Source organism: Clostridium fessum (assembly GCF_027698965.1).
GTDB lineage: Bacteria > Bacillota > Clostridia > Lachnospirales > Lachnospiraceae > Otoolea > Otoolea fessa.
In genome coordinates this window covers 131,567-150,085 of record NZ_JAQEQF010000006.1, presented here as the reverse complement: position 1 = coordinate 150,085, position 18,519 = coordinate 131,567, and the positions used below count along the sequence as shown (strand labels likewise).

At 49.8% G+C, this 18,519-nt stretch carries 19 protein-coding genes; 3 read left to right on the top strand and 16 right to left on the bottom strand.

Going from position 1 to position 18,519, the window contains the following annotated elements; genetic code table 11:
• Window positions 1-112 precede the first annotated feature (112 nt).
• Window positions 113-583, bottom strand: a complete 471-nt coding sequence (locus PG862_RS09445; protein ID WP_118293476.1) for a hypothetical protein — start codon at window positions 581-583, stop codon at window positions 113-115.
• 236 nt (window positions 584-819) lie between these two features.
• On the opposite strand from PG862_RS09445, the gene PG862_RS09440 reads away from it, so the two are divergent.
• Window positions 820-1,842 (top strand): PTS transporter subunit IIC, encoded by a 1,023-nt coding sequence (locus PG862_RS09440; RefSeq protein WP_022359346.1) that lies wholly within the window; start codon window positions 820-822, stop codon window positions 1,840-1,842.
• Window positions 1,843-1,948: 106 nt separating this feature from the next.
• Here PG862_RS09440 and PG862_RS09435 read toward each other — a convergent pair whose 3' ends face one another.
• From PG862_RS09435 to PG862_RS09425, 3 genes are all read right to left on the bottom strand, one after another.
• Entirely contained in the window at window positions 1,949-2,803 is an 855-nt protein-coding gene (locus PG862_RS09435) for a RelA/SpoT domain-containing protein (RefSeq protein ID WP_333493377.1), read from the bottom strand.
• A 10-nt stretch (window positions 2,804-2,813) separates the two neighbouring features.
• Window positions 2,814-4,319, bottom strand: coding sequence for a UDP-glucose--hexose-1-phosphate uridylyltransferase (gene galT / locus PG862_RS09430; protein WP_118293477.1), 1,506 nt, complete (start codon window positions 4,317-4,319; stop codon window positions 2,814-2,816).
• A 313-nt stretch (window positions 4,320-4,632) separates the two neighbouring features.
• A complete protein-coding gene (locus PG862_RS09425; RefSeq protein WP_107000497.1) occupies window positions 4,633-5,166 on the bottom strand; it encodes a Gx transporter family protein in 534 nt (177 codons plus the stop codon).
• A 287-nt stretch (window positions 5,167-5,453) separates the two neighbouring features.
• Here PG862_RS09425 and PG862_RS09420 point away from each other — a divergent pair, with 287 nt between their 5' ends.
• Both PG862_RS09420 and PG862_RS09415 read left to right on the top strand, forming a co-directional pair.
• Window positions 5,454-6,479, top strand: coding sequence for an FAD:protein FMN transferase (locus PG862_RS09420; RefSeq protein WP_107000498.1), 1,026 nt, complete (start codon window positions 5,454-5,456; stop codon window positions 6,477-6,479).
• Window positions 6,460-6,804: a NusG domain II-containing protein gene (locus tag PG862_RS09415; RefSeq protein WP_181357182.1), complete on the top strand. Its 345-nt coding sequence runs from the start codon at window positions 6,460-6,462 to the stop codon at window positions 6,802-6,804. The genes PG862_RS09420 and PG862_RS09415 overlap by 20 nt, the downstream gene beginning before the upstream one ends.
• Window positions 6,805-6,876: 72 nt before the next feature.
• On the opposite strand, the gene PG862_RS09410 is transcribed toward PG862_RS09415, so the two are convergent.
• The 12 genes from PG862_RS09410 to PG862_RS09355 form a co-directional block, all read right to left on the bottom strand.
• Entirely contained in the window at window positions 6,877-7,872 is a 996-nt protein-coding gene (locus PG862_RS09410; protein WP_107000500.1) for an aldo/keto reductase, read from the bottom strand.
• Between the two features lie 15 nt (window positions 7,873-7,887).
• The gene (locus tag PG862_RS09405) at window positions 7,888-8,748 is read right to left on the bottom strand and encodes an SseB family protein (protein WP_022359338.1); all 861 of its coding nucleotides are present in this window, start codon (window positions 8,746-8,748) and stop codon (window positions 7,888-7,890) included.
• 16 nt (window positions 8,749-8,764) lie between these two features.
• The gene (locus PG862_RS09400) at window positions 8,765-9,394 is read right to left on the bottom strand and encodes a DUF3877 family protein (RefSeq protein WP_181986221.1); all 630 of its coding nucleotides are present in this window, start codon (window positions 9,392-9,394) and stop codon (window positions 8,765-8,767) included.
• 134 nt (window positions 9,395-9,528) lie between these two features.
• On the bottom strand, window positions 9,529-10,026 hold the full coding sequence (locus PG862_RS09395; RefSeq protein ID WP_117796169.1) for a YfcE family phosphodiesterase: 498 nt from the start codon (window positions 10,024-10,026) through the stop codon (window positions 9,529-9,531).
• Window positions 10,026-10,625 (bottom strand): RdgB/HAM1 family non-canonical purine NTP pyrophosphatase, encoded by a 600-nt coding sequence (gene rdgB, locus PG862_RS09390; protein ID WP_117796170.1) that lies wholly within the window; start codon window positions 10,623-10,625, stop codon window positions 10,026-10,028. The genes PG862_RS09395 and rdgB overlap by 1 nt, the downstream gene beginning before the upstream one ends.
• Window positions 10,626-10,734: 109 nt before the next feature.
• Window positions 10,735-12,450, bottom strand: coding sequence for a lectin like domain-containing protein (locus PG862_RS09385; protein ID WP_117796171.1), 1,716 nt, complete (start codon window positions 12,448-12,450; stop codon window positions 10,735-10,737).
• Window positions 12,440-13,606, bottom strand: a complete 1,167-nt coding sequence (locus PG862_RS09380; protein ID WP_107000505.1) for a THUMP domain-containing class I SAM-dependent RNA methyltransferase — start codon at window positions 13,604-13,606, stop codon at window positions 12,440-12,442. Before PG862_RS09380 ends, PG862_RS09385 begins: the two co-directional genes overlap by 11 nt.
• A gap of 141 nt (window positions 13,607-13,747) precedes the next feature.
• Window positions 13,748-14,059 carry a rhodanese-like domain-containing protein gene (locus tag PG862_RS09375; protein WP_022359332.1) on the bottom strand — a complete coding sequence of 104 codons (312 nt, stop codon included), beginning with the start codon at window positions 14,057-14,059 and terminating at the stop codon, window positions 13,748-13,750.
• A 226-nt stretch (window positions 14,060-14,285) separates the two neighbouring features.
• A complete protein-coding gene (locus PG862_RS09370; RefSeq protein ID WP_107000506.1) occupies window positions 14,286-14,486 on the bottom strand; it encodes a hypothetical protein in 201 nt (66 codons plus the stop codon).
• Window positions 14,487-14,750: 264 nt separating this feature from the next.
• A complete protein-coding gene (locus PG862_RS09365) occupies window positions 14,751-15,470 on the bottom strand; it encodes a C40 family peptidase (RefSeq protein ID WP_022359330.1) in 720 nt (239 codons plus the stop codon).
• 384 nt (window positions 15,471-15,854) lie between these two features.
• Window positions 15,855-17,624, bottom strand: a complete 1,770-nt coding sequence (locus tag PG862_RS09360; protein WP_118293479.1) for a sensor histidine kinase — start codon at window positions 17,622-17,624, stop codon at window positions 15,855-15,857.
• The gene (locus tag PG862_RS09355) at window positions 17,621-18,298 is read right to left on the bottom strand and encodes a response regulator transcription factor (RefSeq protein ID WP_022359328.1); all 678 of its coding nucleotides are present in this window, start codon (window positions 18,296-18,298) and stop codon (window positions 17,621-17,623) included. Before PG862_RS09355 ends, PG862_RS09360 begins: the two co-directional genes overlap by 4 nt.
• Between the last annotated feature and the right edge of the window lie 221 nt (window positions 18,299-18,519).

The window sequence follows — 18,519 nt, the reverse complement described above, 5'->3', positions numbered from 1 at the left end:
GCCTATGTATTCTATATGATTTTTGCTCAGTATACCATATTTCCCCAATGAACGCCAGACTTCCGACAGCTATCTTCTGGATTGATTTTCTATATCTTGCCATAGGAAAAATCTATAGGAACCAAATAAAATACATAAACATACGATACAGATAATTAATTCCAGACAAAGCAAACAAAATCAGCAAAATCACCAGCACAAGGCTCATTTTCCCCTTCTTTTTCTGATTTTTTCCTTGCTGCACCGCGCTTCGTCTCTGCGTTGTCTGATACGACATACTGTTCTGGTTCTGTGTCCGGACGGATGCCTGTCTGCCTGCGCCTGCTGCTTTCTGCGTCTGGGAATATGCCTTCGCCCGGTCCGCAAGCGTGCGGATGGCATCTGTTCCTGCCCTTGCACTCGTTTCCCACGAGGCAGATCCCGCATTGTGATACTCACAGTCCGTCTCATGCGCCGGGTGACGCTCATTCAGATAATAAGTTGCATTGACATAGTTAGGATTCCGGATCCACTGTTTACAAAAAGAACAATAATGACCATACTTGATCGGATGGTCGCAAATCGGACAAATTCGTCTCTGCATGAAATACCTCCCCTCGAATCGAACATACTTTTTCGAAAACACCTCGTCAATTATTTTTTATTGTATCATAACTTTTTTACTTTTTTCTATATTTTCTCTTGTATTTTCTCCATTTCGTGTTAAAATACAAACGTCCATTACACCTGTCAAGACAGGTGTAAGCCATTTATTTGACCGGAATGGCTGAAACGATTCATTCCGTTCACAATTATTTTACTCTGGGAGGTTCTATCAACATGGAACGTGTGAAAGCTTTTCTGAAACGGAAGCAGGTTGTCATCTCCGTTCAGACGTATCTCATCGATGCGCTGGGCGCGATGGCATTTGGTCTGTTTGCTTCTCTTCTGATCGGTACCATTTTCGGCACGCTGGGGGAAAAAACAGGCGTTGTAATTTTTACTACGATCGCAGGCTACGCCAAGAGCGCGACCGGTGCGGCGCTCGGCGTCTCGATTGCCTACGCCTTAAAGGCACCGACGCTCGTCCTTTTCTCCGCCGCTACCGTCGGCATCGCGGGCAATGAACTCGGCGGTCCGGTCGGCGCGCTCGTTGCCACCATCATCGCAGCCGAGCTTGGAAAAATCGTCTCCAAAGAGACACCAGTTGATATTCTCGTCACCCCGGGCGTCACCATCATCTCCGGTATCCTGGCCGCACAGTTTGTCGGTCCGGGCGTCTCTGCATTCATGACCGCTTTCGGAAATCTGGTGAAGACAGCGACCGTTATGCAGCCGCTTTTCATGGGTATTCTGGTTTCTGCCCTGATCGGCATCGCCCTGACGCTTCCGATCAGCAGTGCGGCAATCTGCATCATGTTAAGCCTCGACGGTCTGGCAGGCGGTGCCGCCACCGCAGGCTGCTGCGCGCAGATGGTCGGATTTGCCGTTTTAAGCTTCTGTGAAAATAAATGGGGTGGTCTTCTGGCACAGGGACTCGGAACCTCGATGCTCCAGATGGGAAATATCGTCCGGAACCCGAAAATCTGGATTCCACCGACACTCGCCTCGATGGTCACCGGTCCGCTCTCCACGATGGTCTTCCATCTGGAAAATATTCCAGCCGGTTCCGGCATGGGAACCTGCGGTCTCGTCGGACCGATCGGCATCTACACCGCCATGCAGGGAAGTGGAAATTCGATGATGTGGCCGGGCATCCTGCTCATCTGCTTCGTGCTTCCGGCTGTTTTGACCCTGTTCTTCGGCGCACTTTGCCGGAAAGCTGGATGGATCAAGGAAGGCGATTTGAAACTGGATCTATAATTATAGCTCCATAAAACAGGCATTGAAATGCTCTTCATCCACCACTGTGTGGATAGCAAGCATTCCAATGCCCGTTTTTTTGATCCAGTTATCTTTTCCCTATTCCTTATCGTTCTTCTTTCCCCAGCAGCTCCCGCATACTTGCGAGCAGCTTCGCCTCTTTGTCTTCCTTATATTCTCCGAGCAGGACCTCTTCAAACTCCTTCTCCACCTTCATCCGGCGGAAATACGAGCTCATTTCATCCGCCATGCCGGAGAGCCGGTTTAACAGACGGGAGAAATCGCGCAGCATCACGTCGTCCTTGTGGTACGGATAAACAATGTCGTGGTCAACCTCACTCCACCCCTCCTCGAACAGCGTTCTCGCCTGAATCTCGACGTAGTAACCGCGGTATTTGATGATGTAGTGAAGGGAACGGTAGATACCGCCTGACTTGATTTCGATCACATTTTCATCGTAGATCCGGCTGTCCCCGTTTCGGCGGTATACCTTCGGACGCTCTGCAATGTAGCAGTGTGTCTCATCGTTGTCAAAATCGCGCTCACGGTCTTTTACATACTGCTCCGGGGCATTTTCAAACGCCGATGTGATGTATTCATGGAAATGACGCCAATCCTCACGGTACAGGAAGAATACACGGATACCGATAAGGTCCGTCACGTATTTCCAGTAATTATCAACTCCCAGCTGGGCAAATTTCTCCGGCTGCTCTTTTTTCTTGCGGATGATCTTCTCCAGCAGATGCCCCTGTGCCTTGGTACGGTAACGGTAGGAATGGATCCCCGCTTTTTCAATATCATACAGATACTTATCTACAAAATCCTTGCCAATCTCCCGCAGCTTTCCCTCGATCGTCGCATAATGATCCGCGATCGCAGTCAATTCCTCCCAGGAAACGCCCGCCGCGTCAAAGTCTTCCTGTTCGATCCGATATTTTCTTAAAAATAAATCTCTCTCCATTATCTCCTCTTTATCGGAAGCCCACTGAGCGCAGGAACCGGGCAAATGCCTCCCTGCCTTCCGGCGTACACTTATATACGCCCGCGTCTTCCAGTACCTGCTCAAAGACAAGACCTACCTCTTTTTGCAGGATTTCGTTTATATTTTCACTTGTTATATGCTCATACTTCGGCAGGAACTCATCCACCCAGTCCGCATGCTTTTCAAGCTCTGGATTGGAACGGATATCGCCTCCGGAAAGGATCGCCTCCGCCAGATCGGCAAGCTCCTGTTTCAATCTGGACGGGAGCACCGCCAGACCCATGACCTCGATCAGACCGATATTTTCTTTCTTGATGTGATGCAGCTTCGCGTGCGGATGGTAAACACCAAGCGGATACTCATCCGTCGTGATGTTATTGCGGAGCACCAGATCCAGCTCATAGAAATCGCCATTCTTTCTGGCAATCGGCGTGATCGTGTTGTGCGGTTCTCCGTCCGTCTCAGCATAAATAAAGGCATCCTCATCCGTATAGCTGCGCCATGCACACAGCACTTTTTCGCCAAGAGCAATCAGGCGGTCCGGATTCTTGGAACGGGTCCGCAGAACTGACATCGGCCATTTAACGATTCCAGCTTCCACATCCTCGAAGCCTTCCATCTCAAATTTCTGTTCAATCGGCGCTTTTGCCATCGCAAACGTGTAATGTCCGCCCTGGAAATGGTCGTGACTTAAAATCGAACCGCCGACGATCGGCAGATCCGCATTGGACCCCAGGAAATAGTGCGGGAACAATTTCACAAAATCAAACAATTTGACAAACGTTGCCCGTTCGATCTTCATCGGCGTGTGCACACCGTTGAACACGATGCAGTGCTCATTGTAATACACATACGGCGAATACTGAAAGCCCCACTGGCTGTCATTGACCGTGATCGGAATAATGCGGTGGTTATTGCGCGCCGGATGGTTGACACGTCCGGCATAGCCTTCATTTTCCTTGCATAAGAGGCATTTCGGATAACCGCTCTGCTTTGCCAGTTTGGCTGCCGCGATTGCCTTCGGATCTTTCTCCGGCTTGGATAAATTAACCGTAATGTCCAGCTCCCCGTATTTTGTATCCGTTTTCCATTTCATATCCTTGGAAACACGGTAACGGCGGATGTAATTGGAATCCTGGCTCAATTTGTAATAATAATTGGTTGCCGCCTCCGGCGATTCCTCATACAATTTCCAGAAATGTCCAATCACCTCGCTCGGGCGCGGCATCAGGCAGTTCATCAGCTTCGTGTCGAACAGATCGCGGTACACCACGCCGTTCTCCTTCAAAACGCCCGTCTCATGTGCATAATCAAGCAGGGCATTCAACGTCTCTTCCAGTGAAATCTCCCTGCATGCGCCCTGTGGTTCTTCATATTCATCCAGTCCCAGAACCTCGAGAATCTGATTCGTCACGTAAATGCGATCCGACTCCTGAAGAAGCCCCGTATTGACTCCGTACTGTACTAAATTTCTGATTGCTTCATATACTGCCATACCCCATCCTCCTGACTGAAAAACAACCTTGCTGTTTCATTCTTATCCTTTTATCATTATAACTTTATCGTTACTGTTCACGCATACGTGCCCAGTAACGGAATTTGCCGTGGCTTCGCATTTAAATACGGCAAATTCCTGCTGCCACCACGTTTTCTTACGGCACTTTCGGTTCCAAAAGTGCCTACCTGTGAACAGTAACACTTTATCTGCCCATCTACCACTGCGCCACCTTATCTCATGGCATTTTCGGTTCCAAAAATGCCTGCATATGAACAGTCACTGTACATCCTCTTACTCTTGTGGCTTCCATTTACATAAATTTTGTCAAATCCAGACATTTTAAGCGGTTTACCAGGATTCCTCCGAGAAGCCCAATCAGCGCCCCCGCTGCCGTTCCGGCTGCCAGAAGCACCGGAAGATAGTAGAACAGACTCGCATTTTCCACCACCAGCGCCGCCACGATAAGCTGCCCGATGTTGTGTCCCGCACCACCCAGGATGCTGACACCGGTCACGCCGAACCAGTCCAACCGGCGGAACACCACCATCAGAAGAAGGCTGACCGCAGCACCTGCCAGACTATACAGCATCATCGACAGGTTTCCAAACGTAAATCCTACCAGCACGATACGCACCAATGCAATCGCCGCTGCCGCACCGGCTCCCAGCAGATACAGGCTCACGATCGACGCCAGATTCGCCAATCCCAGCTTGATCCCCGGAACGCCCAGGTTGAGCGGTATCAGGGTCTCGACATAGCTCAGCAGAAATGCCAGCGCTGTCATCATTCCATATAAAGCGATTTTTCCGGCTCTGGATGTGCCTGCTCGTCCTTTTTTCTGCATTTCTTCCTCCTCTGTATACCTCTATAAATATATTAGTAAAAATTTTTAGTTTTGTAAAGCGCGTAACTGTTCACAGATAGGAATTTTCTGAACTAAAAATTCCGTACGATACAGTTCTGGCGTTACTGTTCACGCATACGTGCCCAGTAACGTTCTGGCTGCCGGTGCATTTAGTTTCTGGGCCGTAATCTTGACTTTCCTATCAACCTTTGTTAGAGTAGTTGCAGACATTTTTGCAAACATAGTTTCAAACCGAATTTTCGATATTTTTAAGAATGGAGCTCTTTATGAAAAAAAAGGATTTATCCGCGCTTCTGACACTTCTTGCCGTCGTATTTTTTGGCTGCGGCGCGGCGCTTCTTTTCAGCAAATCCCGCCGGGAGCCGATCAGCCGTTCCGCGTTTCTGCTGAATACATTTGTCAACATCACACTCTATGATTCGCAGGATGAAGCGATCCTTGACCACTGTGTGGACATGTGCCAGGAGTACGAAAACCGTTTCAGCAAGACGATCGAGGGCAGCGAGCTTTACAAGTTAAACCACCGCAGCGCCGACGAGACGACTTTTACCGTCTCCGACGATATGGCGGCGATGATTTCTGAAGGACTGCATTACAGTGAGGTTTCCCATGGTGCCTACGACCTGACGATCGAACCGCTCAGTTCTCTCTGGAATTTTACCAGCGACGAGCACGTGATCCCGGCGGAGGATGACATAACAGCGGCGGCAGAACGCGTCAACTGGAAAAATGTGAAACTTGACGGAAATACTTTAACCTTCCTCTCCCCGGACACGACGATTGACCTCGGCTCCATCGCCAAGGGCTACATTGCCGACCGCATGAAAGACTATCTGACCGAATCCGGCGTCGAAAGCGCCATCATCAACCTGGGCGGCAACGTACTCTGTGTCGGTGAGCGCACAAACCACCAGCCGTTCCGCATCGGGCTGCAGAAACCGTTTGCCGACTATGCAACGGTCTTTGCCGATCTGAATATTGATGACATGTCCGTTGTCTCCTCCGGCGTCTATGAGCGCCATTTTGAAAAAAACGGTGTCAATTACCATCACCTGTTAAACCCGAAAACAGGCTATCCGTACCAGAACGGACTGGTTTCCGTGACGATCGTCTCCCCGCGTTCGGTGGACGGCGATGTACTCAGCACGACCTGTTTCTCGATGGGACTGGATAAGGGCCTGGAACTCATCAATTCAATGGATGGCATTTATGCTTATTTTATCACGGATGATTATAAACTGATTTACTCGGATGGAGCGGAGGCATTTATTGATGAAATCAAAGAAAAATAGAAATGATTTTGTTTTGATTCTGGTTCTTCTAGCCGTCATACTCATCGGTTTTCTGGTTGTGCGCTTGCAGCGCCAGAAGGATGCTTTTACCGTTGATGTCAGTGTCAATGGAACAACCGTCGCCACCTACCGGCTGGATGAGGAGATAGACACCTGGATCGATGGGTATCAGGGGGGACAAAATCATCTGGTGATTCAAGATGGATGTGCCCGGATCGAAGAGGCAGACTGCCCGGACAAGCTCTGTGTGAAGCAGGGAACCGTTTCAGAGAGTGGGGAATCGCTGGTTTGCCTGCCGAATAGGGTGGTTGTGGCGGTTAAATAGATATGGTTTGCCAACACGGACGGAAGAAACGCCCAGCGGGTACGCATAATTGCGCCGCTGGGCGTTTTCTGTTTATTTTATTCCACAAATTTGATCGATTTTAAGCAGCTCTTCCTCGCTCAACGGTGCCCCATCCAACATTTTCAGATTATCTAATATCTGCTCCGGTTTGGACGCACCGATGAGAACGCTGGTTACCACAGGATCCTTCATGACCCATTTGAGCGCCATCTGGGAGAGTTTTTCGCCTCTCTGTCCGGCCATCTCGTTGAGGGCGCGGATCTGGCTGATTTTTTCTTCGGTGAGCTGGTCTTTTTTGAGAAATCTGCCGTCGGTCATGACGCGGCTGTCGGCTGGGATACCGTACAGATAACGGTCGGTTAAAGTTCCCTGTGCAAGCGGGCTGAATGCAATCAGACCTTTCTTTTCTTTGACAGCGGCTTCTTTTAAGCCGTTGTTTTCGATCGTGCGGTCAAAGATGCTGTAGCGGTTCTGATTGATGACGAACGGGCATTTCAGATCACGCAGGATCGCAGCGGCTTCCTGCATTTTTTGTCCATTGTAGTTGGAAAGTCCTGCATAGAGAGCTTTTCCGCTCTTAACTGCCTGATCGAGTGCTCCCATCGTCTCCTCAAGCGGCGTCTCCGGGTCCATCCGGTGATGGTAGAAAATGTCTACATACGGAAGTCCCAGGCGTGTAAGGCTCTGATCGAGGCTTGCAAGCAGGTATTTACGGCTGCCCCAGTTTCCATAAGGGCCGTTCCACATCTCGTATCCGGCTTTCGTGCTGATGATCAGCTCGTCTCGATATGGCATGAAATTTTCCTTTACAATCCGTCCCAGATTTTCCTCAGCACTTCCCGGCTCCGGTCCATAATTGTTGGCAAGGTCAAAGTGCGTGACGCCATTGTCAAAAGCGGTAAAACACAGCTTCCGCATTGTCTCATAGACGCCGGTGCTGCCAAAATTATGCCAGAATCCCAGCGAAACTGCCGGGAGTCTGAGTCCGCTGCTGCCGCAGCGGTTGTAGGTCATTCCATCATATCTTGCGTCTGCTGCCTGATACATATACTCTTTCCTTTCCTACTCCCGTCCAGCCTCTGCCTGAACCTCGCGGATAGCTGCGTCGATCTGTGCCTCTACGGATACCGGCTTCTGGACCGGTGCTTCCGGCTGCTTCTTTACTTTCTGTACGGTCAGCGGCATATTAACGCCCAGCGGATTGAGAACGATGCCCTTTGCCTCCTCCGGGAGTACCTGAGCCAGCTTGAGCGCATCTACGACAACCGGGCGGAATTTCTTCTCACGGTTGAAACGCTGGAACTCGATCACATCCGTAAAGATCGGCTGGAAAATATCTCCGCTCTTTAATTTAACCAGCGGAATGCCATTTCCTTCCTCTGGAAGCGGCACGATATAGCGGCCCTTCGTGAAGTGCGCGCCGATCTCCTCCTGTAAATCGTTTAATTCCGGCGTAATCTCCTGATTTGGCTGACGGCGCAGATCCTGCATATAGTAAAGCATCGTCAGGTGCAGCTCCGGGTTCTCCACCCAGACTTTTCCATTCTTGCTCTCCTCCGGGTCTTTGCGTCTTACAAACTCGGTCAGCTGAATCATCTTCTGCTCCTCGCCCACGTGTACCTGGATAGCATTGACACCCATCGTGTAAAGGCTGGTATAGAAAAGCAGAAGGCTCTTTCTGTCTACCTTCGCGATTCCTACCGGAATCTGCTGCTCTGCCAGCTTCTGTGCGCCTGCCTTTGCGCCCTCTTCGTCCGTAAACAGCAGGATGGCATCATCCATTGTTTCCGGATCACAGTATACATACGGCTCTTTCGTACATCCGGAAAGAATGGCATATAAGGAATCTGCCTCTCTTAACTTCTGTGCGAAGATATCCGGCTCCTGTTCATTCGTATTTGTCTGCTTTGTCTCGTTTTCCATCCGTCTAATCTCCTTTTTATTGAATCGTCATCAATGCCTCAAAATCAGCCCGTGCAAATCGGTGGTAAATCGTGTGCCCCATCTCCTCACGGATGCAGTAATCATATGCATCGATGCTGCTGTCTGTAAAATAAATGACATAATCAAAATCCATGCCGTCCGGCATCTGCCGACACTCATACGCACCGAATTTTTCAAACACAGCGGTAATCTCTTCCTTTGTGCAGGCGTGCTTTTCCCGAAACAACTGGATCAGCTCCTTTAAAAACGGCGGTTCCGGAACCTGCTCATGGACATACTCCACAAAATCCGGCGGGATCGTAAAGACGATCCGATCGGCGTGGATCCGAATCTGGGTATCTCCCATTTTCTCCTTCTTCGCCTCCAGCTCATGCCGTATCTTCTTCGCCAGCTCCCGGATATCCGTCTCCTGTATCTCCAGCATCGCATTCAGGGAAGAAAGCGGATAATAAAGGCGCATCGTCTCCCTGGCATAACCAAGTTTTAGCTGCGCCTCTTTGATCTGATCCGTCATATTTTGAATTAAAGCTTCCAGTCTCATGTCATACTCCTGCCTCGGAAACGAAACCTCCGTCCCCGGCATCTTTATTGGGTCGATTGAATCATTGATAAGTACCTTTTTCACAATCTCTCTCATTATAACAATTTACCGAAAATGCGTCAATATGCGGATATTTGCTTTTTCGGTTTCTGTACACGCATAGTTACTGGGCACATATGCGTGTACAGTGACACACATATGTGCCCAGTAACAGACCTCTACAAATAGCAGGTCGTAAAATGCGCCTCGCCCTCGTCATCCAGATCCATGAGCATGTAGCTCGGGCGTCTGCCCTCCTGGCGCGGAAACGAAAGACTGCCCGGATTCAACACAGTCAGATCCCCGCGCCGCTCCAGATACGGCTTGTGGGTATGTCCAAACATCGCAATCTGCACGCCGCGATCCTGTGCCTCATCGATCAGGCGCTCCGTCCCAACCGATACGCTATAAAAATGACCGTGGGTTAGAAATGTGCGGTATTTTCCAATCGAAATCTCCTTCTCACGGTCCAGATGGGAGAAAAAATCATTATTTCCCAGCACCATATAGACCTCGCAGTCCGGGTTCTGCTCCTTACACCACGACGTAATCATGTCCTCACTTCCCTCGGCGTCACCCAGATGAATGAACATGTCAAACGGTGCTTCATTCTGGATGACTTCCAGCAGATTACCATCCCGACGGTGGGTGTCGCTTGTAATTAATATTTTTTTCATCACTCGCCAAGCGCCTCCTTCAGCGCATCTTTCATCCGCTCCAGCGCCTTGCCCCGGTGGCTGATACGGTTTTTTTCCTCCATCGTGAGCTCTGCTGACGTTTTGCCGTACTCCGGCAGCCAGAGAATCGGATCATATCCAAATCCGCCGTTTCCAGCCGCTTCCTTTGCAATCTCGCCCTCCATCGCCGCTTCTGTGTGAAGCACTCTGCCATCCGGCAGCACTGCCGCGATATTGCACATAAAACGGGCGCTCCGCTCTTTTCCTTTTGCATCCTTCACGCGCTCAATCAAAATCCGGTTCTTTTCCTCATACGGTGTGTCCCCTAAATACCGCGCTGAATAAACGCCCGGCTCGCCGTTTAAATAATCTATCACCAGTCCGGAATCATCTGCCAGCACAATGCCGCCCGTCTTCTCCCAGACTGCCTTCGCCTTGATCTCTGCATTCTCGCGGAAGGTGGTTCCATTTTCCTCGATCTCGCCTTCAAATCCAGCCTCGCGCATCGTAACAATCTCACGGTTTAAATCCTTTAAAATCTCACGGATCTCTTTCAGCTTTCCCGCATTTCCCGTCGCAAATATAATTTTCTCGCTCACTTTTCCTCGCTCCTTTATCCTCAAACAGCATGGCTTTTCATATCCCGACATTCCGAATCACCGTTCTTCAAAAACGGCTTCCGCCATACCTTCACATCCGTACCAGCAATCAATTCCAGGAATCCACATTTCTCGTATACGCTTTCAAACACACATTGCAGTTTTGCTCCGCCTCCACGCGCTCCCAGGAGGAACCGCGGTAACTGATATAGCCTTCACCGTCGCTTAAATCGACCGTCAGTCCCTTATCCGGCGAACTGTACTCGATCGCCACCGGATGAATCGCTCCCGGCGTCGTGATCTCGACAATCACGGCAAACCGTTCGCCTGCCTCCAGCGTCACCGTCTTATCCAGCAAAACCGTATAATATCCGGCGTTCGCAACCTCCCCGGAAGCCACCTTTCTGCGCCGCCCGAACTGGGAGCTGCCCTCGGCGTCCGTCACGGTATATACCTGATACGATGTATTTTCCCCGGTTGCATAGAAGCCGACTGCCTCCAGCTCTTCTTTCTCCTCTGCCGTATAAATATTGGCAAAAAATGCCGATTCTTTTCCGTAACCGAGCTGCCCGACCCAGCCGCACAGATCTGCCTGGTAAATGTGGTCGTAATTATCTGCCGACTCGATACCGGAATAGAGAATGTTGTGGATCCCAATATTTGTATCATAGTAGGATACGTAAAAATACCCATCGTCCCCAAATTCGCCGCCCCAGCTGTTGGCGCAGATAAACGCGCCATCCCCCTCCGGAGGCTGGTTAAAATTGTCTCTCGAATAGTGGTCATCCCAGCCGATGATCACAACGTCATGATTTGGCTTCTCATCGCCATTATACCAGTACGCCCCTGTCTCTTTCCGGTAATAATGCGTATCGTCGCGGTCACTGACCATCGCCGTATACAGGGAGCTCTGAACGCCTCCGTACAGATAAACCGCCCGTTTAACCGCCTCATAATCCTTCTCCGGCAACACCTGTATCTCCTGCACATGACAAGCAGGGCTTAAACCGTCAGGCGAATAGCCGTCGCCGTATGGATCCTGTTCTTCCAGCACCGGCCCCTGCCACGCCAGCAGATACGCCATCGACATCGTATACTCACCCCCGGCATTCTGTGAAAAATGGAAGCTGTTCCGGAGGGACATATGATCCTCCGAAAAGCTGACATTCCACTCCGGCCGGACACGACTTTCCAGCGCCATCACCGATGCAAACGCCCAGCACGTTCCGAGACTCCCCTGGTTTTTAACCGCCGGTGCCCGGCCAGCCTTCCGGTAATCATAGGATTCCGGCAAAAACGTGGCTGGATCCTCTGACCCGGTCAGTTCCATTTTCCGGTTCTCTGCATCCCAATTTTCTTCATAGGAAAATACCTCCGTCACCGCCTCAAGCGGCACATACAGGATTCCATTTTCCCACTCTGGGGGTGCTGCAATCGTCTGGCTCTCCTCCCCAAGCAAAAGTTCCGGGCTTCCGACCGTCATCTCCGCATGAGTATTGCCGCGCTCCATCACAAGCCGGTTTCCATCGTAGAGAAGCGCCGCACAGGAAAGCGCGTCCGGCAGCATCCCATACGGTATCATAAACTGCCCGTCCTGCGACATTCTCAAGCTTCCAAGCTGCGGATCGACCATTGTTCCATCGACTTCCAGCGTGATCGGGCTGTCATTAATCTCCTCGGCCATCTGCTCATACCACTCCGGCTGCCACTCGGCGCTCTCCTCCGTCTTTTCCACCTGCTTCGGAATATGAATCAGACGGTTCTCGCGTACCAGAAATCCCAGCAGAAGCACCAGAAGCGCCCCATAGAAAACATTACGCTTCAACCTGATCCCCCGTTTTTCTTCTCGGCGGCTTCGGACCCATAAACTGATAATAATACGTCTTCATCATACCATTGTAGATTTTCCGGTTCTTGTCCGCTTTCCTGCCAATATAGCGCTCTGCGTCCTCATACGCGGTAATCAGGTACATCGACCAGGAATCCAGCGCCTTAAACCGTTCACCGATCGTCTTATAGAGCGCTGGAAGGTTCTTTTTCTCCTCGATACGCTCGCCGTAAGGCGGGTTTGTGATAATAAAGCCATATTTCTTCGGATGGCTCAGCTGCGCCACCGGGCGCTCCTGGAAATGAATCATGTGATCCACTCCGGCTCTCTCCGCATTTTCCCGCGCCGCCTTGATTACCTCTCCGTCAATATCGTAGCCCTGAATGTCTACCTTTACGGTATCATCCACCATCTCGGTCGCTTCATCGATCGCGTCGTACCAGCATTTCTTCGGAATCAGGTTTGTCCAGCTCTCCGACAGGAAGGAACGGTTCATGCCCGGTGCCATATTTGCCGCGATCATCGCCGCCTCGATTGGGAAAGTACCGCTTCCGCAGAACGGATCGACCAGAATCCGGTCCGCTTTCCACGGAGTCAGAAGAATCAGCGCCGCTGCCAGTGTTTCCGTGATCGGCGCCTTACTCGTCATCTGACGGTAACCGCGCTTGTGCAGCGACTCGCCGCTCGTATCGATACCGACTGTCACCTGATCCTTATAGAAAAAGACGCGCAGCGGATATTCATTGCCCGTCTCCGGCATCCGGTCCAGATCGTAATATTCCTGCATATGACGGGCAATCGCCTTTTTCATAATTCTCTGGATATCTGACGGGCTGAACAGCTTACTCGAAATAGACGACGCCTTTTTAACCCAGCATTTACCGTCCTTCGGAAGATATTTCTCCCACGGAATCGCACGGGTCGCCTCAAACAGCTCGTCAAAGGTCACTGCCTTGAAGCTTCCCACTTTTAAAAGGACGCGCTCCGCCGTCCGCAGAAAAATATTCGCACGGCAGATCGCCTCCGCATCGCCGATAAAGGTTACGCGGCCATTTTCCACCTCGGTAACCTCATAGCCCAGATCCACTACCTCTTTTTTTAACACTGCTTCCAGTCCAAAATGACAGGGAGCAATCAGTTCATATCGTTCCAATCTTTTTTCCTCTTATCTCTCTGTGGATTCATTGCCAAATCATTTCATGCAAAGAATCCTTTTATTTTCATTACAGTCTTCACCATTTTTATTCTAGTTGACTGGTCTGCATCTGTCAATGAAAAGCCGCGGCAAAAGTGTCTATCTCAGGCTGCACTGATACTTCCCCTGATAAAAGCGGTAACCGCCGCCCAGATTATAAACCTCATATCCCATCCGGTCATACCAGCCGCACACCAGAAGGCTTTCACTCCCCCGCGCACAGTAAAACAGAAGCGGACGTTCACCTGTAAGTGTCTGCCGGTTATCCTGAAGCCATAAAAATGGAATATTTTCCGCCTCGCAGAGGTGAGACACATTATATTCTTCCGGCGTCCGAAGGTCAATCAGCCGTCCCGTGTACCCTTGCTCCAGCCACGCGTCCAGATACCGCACCGGTATGGTCTGATACATCCGTCATCCCTCCTCATTTTATACAAAAACGGTTTCTGACAGAACCCGATTTCTTTTTTACCTCTATGTAATATTAATATATGCTTTGTCCGGCGGACAGGTGTCAGAGGAGATGCGGCAGCCTCTTCCATTGGCACGAAAGTACAAAAGACGAACAAATGCCGGGAAACGGTGGATATTCCGCATTCCCGGCATTCACTATTTTTTCTCTTATCTGCCTGTCTCATCAGTCACAATCGCTGTAATCATCCTCTGTCTTGTCCTGATACTGGTTTTTAGAGCTATTTCTGGAACGGTTCTGGCTCTGGTTCTGCATGCGGTTCTGGCTCTGGTTGGAACCATAATTAGAGCTGTTCTTGGATGCATTTTTGGTGCTGTTTTTCTCGGCACTGTTATCATAGTTGCTGTAACTGTTTTTGCTTGACATAAGTCATTCCTCCTAAATTCCTGCCCTGTCAGGTTTTCTACGTGTCGGTTCCGGCTTCCTGTGAACAGCCGCTTAACCGTCACTTTCTTGTTACAGGTCTTAGTATGGAATTTTACTGCGAAAGTATGCAGGGTAATTCTTACTTTTTATGCCAGTAATATTTTTTTGTTTCATCGGACGCAATTTCCTATGAAATCAAAAAACATCTGCATCCAACCCTTTTTTCATGAAAAGGTTCAATGCAGATGTTTCGTAAATTCATTCTTAACCCAGCACGTTCACAATCTTAACCGGTGTGCGGTAGTTCCATGGGGAAGTCTTGATGCCGGTCCTTTCAGTTGAAGCATGTACCACTTTGCCGTCGCCGATATACATCGCTACATGGTTGATACCTCTTCCGCTTCCGTAGAAAATCAGGTCGCCCGGCTGCATCTGGTCAGCACTGATTGCTGTACCCTGCTTGGACTGGGAAGTTGAAGAACGGTTCAGGCTCACACCGGCACCGTGCTGCATCACATATTTCGTAAAACCAGAACAGTCAACCCCTGTGTGCGGGTCGCTGCCGCCAAATTTATAACGTCCACCTACAAACTGCAGTGCATAATTGACTAACTGCTCTCTGGTCGAGAGATTGCTCTGCTCTGCGACAAATGCATCTGCGACTGCAGCTGCTTCCTCTGCCTTGCTGAGCATAACGCTACTCTGAACCTTCAAATAGCCTTCCATCTCACCGGCCGCTACCTTGATCCAGCTGTCATCTGCCTTTCCAACTACGTCATAGGACTCGCCCTTTTCAGCCATCGCTACTACTTCTGAGTTTTCATCCTCATCCGCATAGATCGAAAGGTCTGCTGCCACGGTTGCCACCATGTCGCTCTCATAACCTGTAGACGGCCCCGCAAAAGCTGCCTGCGCGCTGCCAATGGTCAGCATTGAGCACACGCATACCATACTGAAAAGTTTCTTTGTTCTATTTAAATTCATGCTTCAAAACTCCTTAATTAGATTTTGTGATTCCCGCAGATATTGCTGAAACAAAAGAATCGAGTCCCAATCGCTGTGGTGTTATCTATCGGTCGAAATGTTACATAATTATTAAATCTTGTTACGTTGTTATTATATTTTCTTTTCTTTTCGTTGTCAAGGAAATGACGGATCTTTTATATTTATTTAAGATTTTAATTTCGGACAAAAAAACGCAAAAATACAGGGAATTTCAACCATATTGGGACAAAATATTTTTGCCCCAGGCTGCCGAAATTCCCTGTATTTTCAAGTGTTTTTTATATCATCTCATATATAATGCAAATCACGATTCTGAAACATATTTCATAATTCTAAGATTCTGTCTCTGGCAAAATTTTATTTTCATTTTTCACCAGCCGTGTCCAGCGTAAACCAGAACTCCACACCGTTCTCATGTTTCTTCACACCGCACGCCTTATGGTGCATCTCCATGATCGCCTTGACGATCGAAAGCCCGATGCCGCTGCCGCCATATTCCCGCGTTCTCGCTTTATCTACCTTGTAAAACTTCGTCCAGAGGTTCGGAAGTGCTTCGTCCGGGATCGGATTTCCCGTGTTAAACACTTCCACGCAGACCTCTTTTCCATCGCGCCGGTGGTCAATCCGGATCTGAATCTTCTTCTCCCCGCCGCCCACATGATGAATCGCGTTCGTCAGATAATTGGTGATGACTTCCTCTATTTTAAATTCATCGCCCATGACGTAGACTGGTTCCTTCCCGTCAAAATCCACAGTCAGCTCATTCTGCTTAAGCAGCACACCGGAAGAAGAAATCACACTGGCAATCAGCTCCGTCAGGTCAAACCGCTCCACAGACAGCCGTTCTCCCCCAAATTCCAGCGCCGTCAAGGTCAGAAGCTGGCGCACCATCCGATTCATTTTCCCAGCCTCGTCCATGATAACGCCGCAGTAATAATCGCGGTTCTCCTTGTCCTCCGCCATGCCCTCGACGAGTCCTTCCGCATAGCCCTGAATCAGCGCGATCGGCGTCTTTAACTCATGCGACACATTCGCAATGAACTCCTTCCGCATCTCATCGATCTGCACTTTCTCGTCAATATCCTTTTTAAGCTGTGCATTCGCCTCTTTCAGTTCCCCGATCGTTGTCTTGAGGCGCTCCGAAAGCACATTCATGCTGTTTCCAAGCGTATCAATTTCCTCCGTCGAGCGGCGGCTTGTCTCATAGCGGGCATCAAAATCCAGGTTCGACATCTTTTCCGACAGCTCCGACAGCCGTTTGATCGGCATCGTAATGTGCCGGGTAATAAAATAAATCAGAATACTTCCCGCCAGAATTACCACGATTCCAACAAACATCAGAAACCGGTTTGAGATAGCCGCGCTCTCATGGATGCTCTCCATCGGCATCGTCATGATGAAAATGGTCGCATTATCCGAGAAAAATCCCCAGCTTTCCAGATAAAACGTCTTGCTGAGCGGGTCAAACGTCTTCTGAATCATGTAGTTGTCATATTCCCGCAATACATCCCGCTTCGCCCCCGCATGACCGACGATATAGCGCCGCACCCGGTCACGCATGACTTCCACATCCCGCGCCGAGGAGACGAGTGTCTGGTCACTCTCGCTGTCATATAAAAGCAGGGAAATATTCGACCGGTCACGCAGCTCGCGGATCACATTTGCCAGCCGGACACCGCCGCTCGAAGCTTCCTCCCCATCCAGTGCATCCGCCGATGCATCCGCCGATGCATCCTCCGAGTCATCCTCCAGCACCACCGTGTCACCTTCCGCATATTCACCCAACGCATCCTGTGTCTCATCGCCAGCCCTATCACCGGTTCCATTTTTACCAGACTGAGCCGAACCGCCATCCGCACTGTCCATATCAGAACTTCCATCTTTCGACTTCTGGTACTCTTTCCAACCCGAATTCAGCTCCGCCTGTGCGTCCTCCAGCGAACTCTCGCCATTCCGGACCTCATCCTGGATAATCGCGTCAATCGCCCGATATCCCTTTTCCAGCGTATGAATCTTATAATTCTGGTAATATCCGGACAGAAACCAGTTATTGATACACCAGATAAGCGCGATTGCAACCGTCATCAACCCGGCAAATATGATTGTAAATTTCCATCGGACCGAACGTTTCATTCGCTTACCTCAAATTTGTAGCCCATGCCCCAGATCGTCTTGATGTACTCGCCTTTCTCGCCCAGCTTACTCCGAAGCTTCTTCACATGCGTATCTATCGTCCGCGCATCGCCGAAATAATCATAATTCCATACATTATTCAGAATTTTTTCTCTCGAAAGCGCAATTCCCTGATTCTCTGCAAAATACGTCATCAGCTCAAATTCCTTGTAGCTTAAATCCACCGGTTTTCCATCCACGCTGACCTGATGTGCCGTCTTATCAATGTGGATGCCGCCCACATCGATCACATCCTGGCTGCCGCCGTTGCTGCGGCGCAGGATCGCCTCCACACGTGCGACCAGGATCTTCGGACTGAACGGTTTGGAAATATACTCATCCACGCCCAGATTAAAGCCCTGCAGCTCGTCGCTCTCCTCGCCTCTCGCCGTCAGCATGATGATCGGCACCTGCGAATACTTGCGGATCGTCTTCACAACCTCCCAGCCGTCCATCTTCGGCATCATCACATCCAGAAGAATCAGCGCAATGTCCTTCTGCTGGAAAAACAGATCCACCGCCTCCTCGCCGTCCCCGGCTTCCAGCACCTGATACCCTTTAATCGAAAGGAAGTCCTTCACCAGCTTCCGCATCCTCGCCTCATCGTCCACGACCAGTATTTTAATCTTATCCATAAAATCTTCACCTCATTTATTTTACTCTGCCGTGTATGACAGAACCTTTTTCCACGCTGTCATATCCTGATTACATTCTCAATCTGTCTGTATTTTAGCAGATTCGGGTGGGAGATTCCATAGGTTCACAAAAGATTCATAGTTTCTGCCACATATAGAAAAGAGAGTCCTTTTCCATCCTCCTGAGTTCCCCAATGCAAGCAATTTATATATTCAGTTGC

Coding starts and splice junctions, on each gene's coding strand:
- PG862_RS09445 (WP_118293476.1), bottom strand. CDS start 583: ATGCAGAGACGAATTTGTCCGATTTGCGACCATCCGATCAAGTATGGT.
- PG862_RS09440 (WP_022359346.1), top strand. CDS start 820: ATGGAACGTGTGAAAGCTTTTCTGAAACGGAAGCAGGTTGTCATCTCC.
- PG862_RS09435 (WP_333493377.1), bottom strand. CDS start 2,803: ATGGAGAGAGATTTATTTTTAAGAAAATATCGGATCGAACAGGAAGAC.
- galT (WP_118293477.1), bottom strand. CDS start 4,319: ATGGCAGTATATGAAGCAATCAGAAATTTAGTACAGTACGGAGTCAAT.
- PG862_RS09425 (WP_107000497.1), bottom strand. CDS start 5,166: ATGCAGAAAAAAGGACGAGCAGGCACATCCAGAGCCGGAAAAATCGCT.
- PG862_RS09420 (WP_107000498.1), top strand. CDS start 5,454: ATGAAAAAAAAGGATTTATCCGCGCTTCTGACACTTCTTGCCGTCGTA.
- PG862_RS09415 (WP_181357182.1), top strand. CDS start 6,460: ATGAAATCAAAGAAAAATAGAAATGATTTTGTTTTGATTCTGGTTCTT.
- PG862_RS09410 (WP_107000500.1), bottom strand. CDS start 7,872: ATGTATCAGGCAGCAGACGCAAGATATGATGGAATGACCTACAACCGC.
- PG862_RS09405 (WP_022359338.1), bottom strand. CDS start 8,748: ATGGAAAACGAGACAAAGCAGACAAATACGAATGAACAGGAGCCGGAT.
- PG862_RS09395 (WP_117796169.1), bottom strand. CDS start 10,026: ATGAAAAAAATATTAATTACAAGCGACACCCACCGTCGGGATGGTAAT.
- PG862_RS09375 (WP_022359332.1), bottom strand. CDS start 14,059: ATGTATCAGACCATACCGGTGCGGTATCTGGACGCGTGGCTGGAGCAA.
- PG862_RS09370 (WP_107000506.1), bottom strand. CDS start 14,486: ATGTCAAGCAAAAACAGTTACAGCAACTATGATAACAGTGCCGAGAAA.
- PG862_RS09365 (WP_022359330.1), bottom strand. CDS start 15,470: ATGAATTTAAATAGAACAAAGAAACTTTTCAGTATGGTATGCGTGTGC.
- PG862_RS09360 (WP_118293479.1), bottom strand. CDS start 17,624: ATGAAACGTTCGGTCCGATGGAAATTTACAATCATATTTGCCGGGTTG.
- PG862_RS09355 (WP_022359328.1), bottom strand. CDS start 18,298: ATGGATAAGATTAAAATACTGGTCGTGGACGATGAGGCGAGGATGCGG.